Source organism: Aquitalea sp. ASV11 (assembly GCF_016429185.1).
GTDB classification, from domain to species: Bacteria; Pseudomonadota; Gammaproteobacteria; order Burkholderiales; family Chromobacteriaceae; genus Aquitalea; species Aquitalea pelogenes.
Window position 1 is genome coordinate 20,856 of the sequence record NZ_JAELUD010000059.1, and the last position, 6,639, is coordinate 27,494.

9 protein-coding genes are annotated in these 6,639 nt (G+C 64.0%); all 9 read left to right on the plus strand.

All coding sequences use genetic code 11. From position 1 onward, the window contains the following. Window positions 1-98 precede the first annotated feature (98 nt). On the plus strand, window positions 99-935 hold the full coding sequence (cobA, locus tag JHD62_RS16505) for a uroporphyrinogen-III C-methyltransferase (protein ID WP_199103821.1): 837 nt from the start codon (window positions 99-101) through the stop codon (window positions 933-935). A gap of 71 nt (window positions 936-1,006) precedes the next feature. Then, window positions 1,007-1,435 (plus strand): hemerythrin domain-containing protein, encoded by a 429-nt coding sequence (locus JHD62_RS16510; RefSeq protein WP_199103822.1) that lies wholly within the window; start codon window positions 1,007-1,009, stop codon window positions 1,433-1,435. Then, the gene (locus JHD62_RS16515) at window positions 1,432-1,644 is read left to right on the plus strand and encodes a DUF2249 domain-containing protein (protein WP_045846230.1); all 213 of its coding nucleotides are present in this window, start codon (window positions 1,432-1,434) and stop codon (window positions 1,642-1,644) included. Before JHD62_RS16510 ends, JHD62_RS16515 begins: the two co-directional genes overlap by 4 nt. Continuing rightward, window positions 1,641-2,939, plus strand: a complete 1,299-nt coding sequence (locus tag JHD62_RS16520) for a hypothetical protein (RefSeq protein WP_199103823.1) — start codon at window positions 1,641-1,643, stop codon at window positions 2,937-2,939. The genes JHD62_RS16515 and JHD62_RS16520 overlap by 4 nt, the downstream gene beginning before the upstream one ends. Before the next feature lie 154 nt (window positions 2,940-3,093). After that, window positions 3,094-3,657, plus strand: coding sequence for a YIP1 family protein (locus tag JHD62_RS16525; RefSeq protein ID WP_045846228.1), 564 nt, complete (start codon window positions 3,094-3,096; stop codon window positions 3,655-3,657). A gap of 15 nt (window positions 3,658-3,672) precedes the next feature. Continuing rightward, complete coding sequence (locus JHD62_RS16530; RefSeq protein ID WP_199103824.1) at window positions 3,673-4,086, plus strand: DUF488 family protein; 414 nt, start codon at window positions 3,673-3,675, stop codon at window positions 4,084-4,086. A gap of 42 nt (window positions 4,087-4,128) precedes the next feature. Then, window positions 4,129-4,566, plus strand: coding sequence for a MarR family winged helix-turn-helix transcriptional regulator (locus JHD62_RS16535; protein WP_045846226.1), 438 nt, complete (start codon window positions 4,129-4,131; stop codon window positions 4,564-4,566). Window positions 4,567-4,650: 84 nt separating this feature from the next. Then, window positions 4,651-5,769 (plus strand): HPP family protein, encoded by a 1,119-nt coding sequence (locus JHD62_RS16540; protein WP_199103825.1) that lies wholly within the window; start codon window positions 4,651-4,653, stop codon window positions 5,767-5,769. Window positions 5,770-5,891: 122 nt separating this feature from the next. Further along, window positions 5,892-6,639: NnrS family protein (locus tag JHD62_RS16545; protein ID WP_233161015.1), on the plus strand; the 748-nt coding region annotated here is incomplete at its 3' end.

Consider the following 6,639-nt stretch of genomic DNA (forward strand, 5'->3'; position numbering starts at 1 on the left):
GCATCCCGATAGCATTGATTCGTATCAACGATTCCCGGCCACCCTCCTTCCTACACTGGCGGCATCATCATTTGGCAAGCCTTTGCCCGGGAGTCTGCATGCACCGTCCAGCCCTGCCCCCGCTGCCGCCCACGCTGGCTGGCAGCCCCCACTCCACCCCAAGAGACAGCAAGGTATTTGCCCCCGGCAGCGTTTGCCTGGTGGGGGCTGGCCCCGGCGACCCGGACTTGCTCACCCTGCGCGCAGTACAGCGACTGGGCCAGGCCGATGTACTGCTGTACGACCATCTGCTAGACCCGCAGATACTGCGGCTGGCTCCGCCGCAGGCCAGCCGCATCTGTGTGGGCAAGCGCGCCAGCCGCCATACCCTGCCGCAAGCGGACATCAACCAGTTGCTGATCGACTTTGCCCGCAACGGCCAGCGCGTGGTGCGGCTCAAGGGCGGTGACCCCTTGCTGTTTGGCCGGGGTGGCGAGGAAATACTGGCGCTGGCGGCAGCGGGCATCCCCTGCGAGGTGGTACCGGGCATCAGCGCCGCGCTGGGTGCCGCCGCCGCACTGGGACTGCCGCTTACCCATCGCGACCATGCCCAGGGTTGCAGCCTGGTCACCGGCCATCGCCGTCAGGGAGAAAGCGCGCTGGACTGGACACAGCACAGCACGCCGGAGCAGACCCTGGTGGTGTATATGGGACTGGGCGAGGCCGCCCATATCGCCAGCCAGCTGCTGGCCCATGGCCGCGACCCGGCCACGCCGGTGGCCATCGTGGAAAGGGCATGCAGCAGTGCCCAGCGCTGTGTGTGTGGCCAGCTGGCTACACTGGCGCAATTGATTGCCGATCAGCAGATTGCCAGCCCGGCGCTCCTCATCATCGGCAGCGTGGTCAGCCTGCACCAACAGTTGCAGGCCTTGCGCCAGCAAGCGGTGATTTCTTGATACGGGTCATTCAGGCCGACGCGTCAAAGGTCAATACTGCTCACCATCAACCTCAGCCAAGGCAAAGCACCATGAATGCCATCCAGCAATTGACCGAACAACATCGCCTGTGCGATGCCGACTTCGCCATCGCCGAAACAGCGGTACGCCAGAGCGACTGGCCCAAGGCCCGGGCCGTGTTTCAAGCCTTTCACAACGGCATGCTGCAACATTTTGCGCTGGAAGAAGACAGCCTGTTTCCGGCCTTCGAAGCCGCCACCGGCAGCCAGATGGGCCCCACGATGGTAATGCGCAACGAACACAGCCAGATGCGCGCACTGATGCAGGACATGGCGCAGCTGCTGTCATCCGAGCAGGCCGGCGACTATCTGGGCTGTGCCGACACGCTGCTTATCCTGATGCAGCAGCACAACATGAAAGAAGAAAACATTCTTTACCCCATGTGCAGCCAGCACATTACCGGCTTTGCCGACCTGGTTGCCGCCGGAGCCGCCGCATGAGCCCGCGCGACCTGCGCCAGTTGCCGCCGCCACAGCCGATGGAAATCATCCTGGACGAAGCGGACGGGCTGGCACCGGGCCAGCAAGCGGCCTACATCCTGCCGCACCATCCCAGCCCGCTGCTGCCACTGCTACAGCAACAGGGGCTGGACTTCCGTTTCGAACTGTCCGGTGACGGCGGCGTCATCCTGATCCTGAGCCGGCCATGAGCCAGGCCTGGCTGTCTTACGAAGCTGCCCCGCCACCCTGGTTGCCGGGCAGCTTTTTTGCAGCCAGCCTCGCCTGGCTGCTGATCACCGGGCTCACCCTGCTGCTGGGCAACACTGTCCTTGCCAACCGCTTCGATCCGCTGATTGTCACCCTTACCCACCTGCTGGCACTGGGCGTGCTGGGCAACACCATGCTCGGTGCCATCTTGCAGCTACTGGCCGTGGCCACCGGGGTGGGCACACCTCGCCCGCGTGCATTGTGGTGGCGGGTGTTTCCAGCCTGGCAATCTGGCGTGGCCTGCCTGTGCTGGGGCTTCAGTCATGGCTTTTCAGCACCATGGCTGACTACCGGCGCGCTACTGGCTTACAGTGCCGGGCTGGCGCTGCTGCTGCATGCGCTGCCCGGCCTGTGGCGCAGCCCGGCGCGTGATGCCACCAGCCAGGGGCTGCGTCTGGCCCTGATCGGGCTGGGCGTGGCGCTGACCCTGGGCCTGTTGCTGGTACTGACACTGGGTGGGCAACTCCAGCTGCCCTTCCTGCCTTTGCTGCACAGCCATGTGCTGTGGACAAGCCTGGGCTGGTTGCTGGCCTTGCTGCTGGCCGTCAGCCAGACCGTAATCCCCATGTTTCTGGTGTCTCCGCCCTACCCTGCCGCCAGCCGCTGGCTGCTGCCCGGCCAGTCGGTGCTGCTGCTGGCACTCAGCCTGTTGCTGCTGTGGCAGCAGGACAAGATAAGTGGCTGGCTGGTACTGGCTGGTCTTCCCGCCGCCGCATTTGCCAGCCTCACCCTGCAGCAGCTGCGCCGCTGTCGCCGCCAGCAAGACCCCCTGTGGCTGAGCTGGCTGCTGGCCATGCTGGCTTTGCTTTCGGGACTGTCATGCGCCCTCGCCGCCCCTTGGTGGCCTGCCAGCACCAGCCTGCCGCTGTACTGTGGCGTGCTGTGGCTGGGTGGCCTGGGGCTGGCTTGCGTGCTGGGCATGCTGGGTAAAATTGCCCCGTTTCTGGCCTGGCTGCATCTGCAACGCTTGCAGCCCCCGCGCGGCGTACTGCCCGCCACGCATGGTTTCCTCTCCGAGCAAGCCGTGCGGTGGCTGACCGGCCTGCATGCGCTGTGGCTGCTGACAGCACTGGCCTGGTGTAGCCGGCCAGCCCATTGGCAGAGCGCACTGGCCATGTTCAGCCTGCTGCTGACTGTCATGGCAGCCTGGCATGCACTCAGGCTGTGGCTGCGCTACCGGCAAGTGCTGGCCATCTGCCTGCGACCAGGGCAGCCGCCGGGACAGCCCGCCGCCTGAGCAGAGCGGGCCGCACTCCCCACTCCCCACTCCCCACTCCCCACTCCCCACTCCCCACTCCAGCATGCTCCGCCATGTGTGCATTTTGCTGTGGATTTATATCGTATTGCGATATATATTTGGATGGCAGCCTGTCGCTGCCAAGGAGATCGCCATGAACCTGCAACACCCGCTCCAGATGATTTACTCATCACGCCATGGCTGGGACCAGCTAGGCCAGCGTCATCCATCCGTGCTTAACAGCTTTGTGAAGATCGTGCTGCCAGCATCCCTGTTTGCCGGCGGCATGGTGCTGTACACCGCCACTTATCATGCCGACAGCTATGCTCCCGGCGTGCCGCTGCAAAACTGGCAGCAAGCCAGCCTGATCCTGCTGCTGACCAGCTGGCTGGCTGTCAGCCTGATGGCCTGGGTCATCCGCCAGTCGGTACATGCCAGCAGCCGCCCGGCCTTTGCCGACTGCTACCGGCTGGCAGCGCTGGTGCCGCTGCCCATCTGGCTGTCTGCCGTGTCCTTGCTGCTGCCCTATCCGGCGCTGAATGTGCTGTGTGCACTGCTGGGGCTGGCTGCATCGGCAGGCCTGCTATACCACGGCCTGGATGCCTGGTTCGAACACGATGACTCAGTGCATACCCTGTCGCTGGCCTATACCATCTTCGCCATCGGTGCACTGGTATGGCTGTTTGTCGTGGCACTCTTGCTGCTGCCCTTGCTGTAAACGGAGCCAGTCATCATGCATATCACCCTGCAATCCCTGCAAAGCTACCAGCCTGACTCCACACCGGCCTTCCTGATCGGCAGCGAACCGCCTGCCGGCCTGCCAGCCGATGTTGTGCGCCGCTTGCGTCATGTGCCGGCACTCTCACCCGCACCGGGCCTGAGCGACTGGATGCACTGGCGTGAGGAACGCTGGAGCCAGTTTTGCGAAATCTACTGGGCCGTGCTGCACAATAATCCGCAGCGCTGGGAATGGCTGGCGCGCATGGCCAGGCGGCAACACATCATCCTGCTCTATGTGGAAGACAATGCCACGCTCAGCGCCGCCCGTGCCTTGCAATTGTTCCTGCAGCAGCAAGAGGAGATGCCGCTTGCCTATGCGTCCCCGGTTTGCTTTGCCGCGCAATTCGGCAGTGGCGGGCTGTTGTGATATGGTGAACGGACTTGTGTTTTCTCCCCGCTGTTGCCCACCATGACCGCTCCGCTACTCAGCAAACAGGATTTCGAACGTCTGGCCGACTTCCGTTACCGCCTGCGCCAGTTTCTTCGTTTCAGCGAGGAGCTGGCGCAGGAACATGGCATCACCCCGCTGCAATACCTGCTGTTATTGCAAGTACAGGGCTACCCTGGGCGCGACTGGGCCACGGTGGCGGAACTGGCCGAGCGGCTGCAATCGCATCATCACAGCGTGGTGGGACTGATCAAACGCTGCGAGGAGCAGGACCTGGTAAAGAAAACCCCTGGCCGCCAGGATGGCCGCCAGGTGGAAATCAGCCTGCTGCCCAAGGGGCAGGAGCTGGTGGCCAAGCTGGCCGCCCTGCACCGCGAGGAGCTGTTGTTGCTCAAAGACCTGGGCGGTGCCCAGTCGCTGGACTTGCTGCTGAACGTACAGCAAAAGCTGCAAGCCTGAGCAAGACAGCCCGCACGGGCAGTTCTGCGCATGAAAATATCGCTACGCGATATAATATCCTCCCACCCCACCTCTGCATCTGTCATGACTTCTTCACCCCAAACCCCACGCACGCGGCACTGGCTGCGTGGTTTCCTGCCTGCCCAGTTACTGGCGGGCCGCCGTGAGCGGCTATATGGCTGCGTAGGTGCCGGTATTGGCCTGCTGCTGACCGAGTTGATCAGCCGTGCCGCACTGGGTGGCGCCAGTCCCTGGTTCATCGCCCCGATGGGGGCTTCGGCCGTACTGTTGTTTGCCGTGCCCTCCAGCCCGCTGGCCCAGCCCTGGTCCATGCTGCTGGGCAATCTGGTTTCCGCTGTCATCGGCGTAGCCTGCGCCCACACCATTGCCGACCCCGGCCTGGCTGCCAGCATGGCCGGAGCCCTGGCCATTGCCGCCATGTTCCAGCTGCGCTGCCTGCACCCGCCCGGCGGTGCCGTCGCCATTACCGCCGTACTGGGCGGCCCGGCCATCCAGGCCATGGGCTTCCAGTTTGTGCTGTGGCCGGTTTTGGCCAATTCCCTGTTGCTGCTGGGCGTCGCCTTGCTGTTCAACAATGCCGTGCAGCGCCGCTATCCGCACCTGCCGGCAGAGAACGCAAACCCGCACCACACCAGCGACCCGCTACCCAGCGAACGCCGCGCTTTCAATCAGCAGGACTTGCACCAGGCGCTGGCCGATTATGGCGAGGTGCTGGATGTGAGCGAGGACGACCTGGCCGCCATTTTCACCGCAGCAGAACAACAGGCACAAAAGCGCCGCTTTGGTGCCATCCGCTGCGCCGACATCATGTCGCGCGATGTGGTGTCCATCCGGCCGGATGCCAGCTTGCAGCAAGCCTGGGACACGCTGGCACATCACAAGGTCAAGGCCTTGCCGGTGACTGATGCCGCCGGGCAGCTGCAAGGCATGGTGTCACTGCACGACTTTTTCCTGCCACACCACCAGGCCAGCGCCATCCCGCAGGCCGCGCGGCTGGATGGCAAGGTGGCCGACATCATGAGCCAGCCGGTGCGCAGCCTGCAGGCCACCCAGCCCATCAGCGAACTGGCACTGGCCTTTTCCGATGGCGGCATGCACCACATGCCGGTGATCGATGCCGCCGGCCAGTTGTGCGGCATGATTACCCAGTCAGACCTGATCGCCGTGCTGTTCAAGCAATAAGGGCAGACAACAGGAAACTGCTGCGTTGCGCCTGCTTGCACCCGGGGGTGCAAGGCAGCGGTTGGCCACCACCACCGGCCAGTGCACCGTGCCTGTCTGGCTGACAGGCAAGGCCGATTGTCTTGACGCGAATCATTCCCATCCTGCCCGTCTGCTGGCGATACTCGGCCATCACCACCTGCATCGAGCCCGCCATGAACACCCAGCCACTCCCACACCCCTTGCTGCGCGCACCGCACCGCATTGCCTTTCTGTTTGGCATGCTGCTGGCGCTGTTGCTGTTTGCCGCCTGGTTTGCCGAGCTGGCCTCGCGCCTGGGCAGCCACCCCATCCTGCCGGCGGTCCCGGCGGTGATGGCCCATGCTTTCCTGATGCTGTACGGCATCTTTCCGCTGTTCATGACCGGCTTCATCTTTACCGCCGGGCCGCGCTGGCTGGGAGTGGACGGCCCCAGTCGCACACGCTATCTGGGCGTTCCGCTACTGATGGTGGCGGGCTTGCTGTTGTGGCTGGCTGGCCTCGCGCTGGGCAGCGGCTGGCTATTGGCTGGCCAGCTGGTATATGGCTGCGGCTTTGCCGGGCTGACACTCACTTTTGGTCAATTGATCCGGCGTAGCCAGCAGGCCAATCGCCTGCACGCCTGGATGGTGCTGTGCGGCTTTGTATTGGGCTTTGGCGGTTTGCTGGCTGGCTTGTACTGGCTGTGCAGCGGCAATGCCAGCGGCTGGCTGCTGATGCGTGACCTGGCCTTGTGGGGCTTTCTGCTGCCGGTATTCCTTACCGTCTGCCACCGCATGCTGCCGTTTTTCACCGTCAGCGCCATGCCAAACATTCCGGCCTGGAAGCCGGACTGGCTGCTGTGGGCCATGC

What these genes read in the sequence shown, in the direction of transcription:
- JHD62_RS16535 (WP_045846226.1), top strand. Translation starts at nt 4,129, where the DNA reads ATGACCGCTCCGCTACTCAGCAAACAGGATTTCGAACGTCTGGCCGAC.
- JHD62_RS16510 (WP_199103822.1), top strand. Translation starts at nt 1,007, where the DNA reads ATGAATGCCATCCAGCAATTGACCGAACAACATCGCCTGTGCGATGCC.
- cobA (WP_199103821.1), top strand. Translation starts at nt 99, where the DNA reads ATGCACCGTCCAGCCCTGCCCCCGCTGCCGCCCACGCTGGCTGGCAGC.
- JHD62_RS16515 (WP_045846230.1), top strand. Translation starts at nt 1,432, where the DNA reads ATGAGCCCGCGCGACCTGCGCCAGTTGCCGCCGCCACAGCCGATGGAA.
- JHD62_RS16525 (WP_045846228.1), top strand. Translation starts at nt 3,094, where the DNA reads ATGAACCTGCAACACCCGCTCCAGATGATTTACTCATCACGCCATGGC.
- JHD62_RS16540 (WP_199103825.1), top strand. Translation starts at nt 4,651, where the DNA reads ATGACTTCTTCACCCCAAACCCCACGCACGCGGCACTGGCTGCGTGGT.
- JHD62_RS16530 (WP_199103824.1), top strand. Translation starts at nt 3,673, where the DNA reads ATGCATATCACCCTGCAATCCCTGCAAAGCTACCAGCCTGACTCCACA.
- JHD62_RS16520 (WP_199103823.1), top strand. Translation starts at nt 1,641, where the DNA reads ATGAGCCAGGCCTGGCTGTCTTACGAAGCTGCCCCGCCACCCTGGTTG.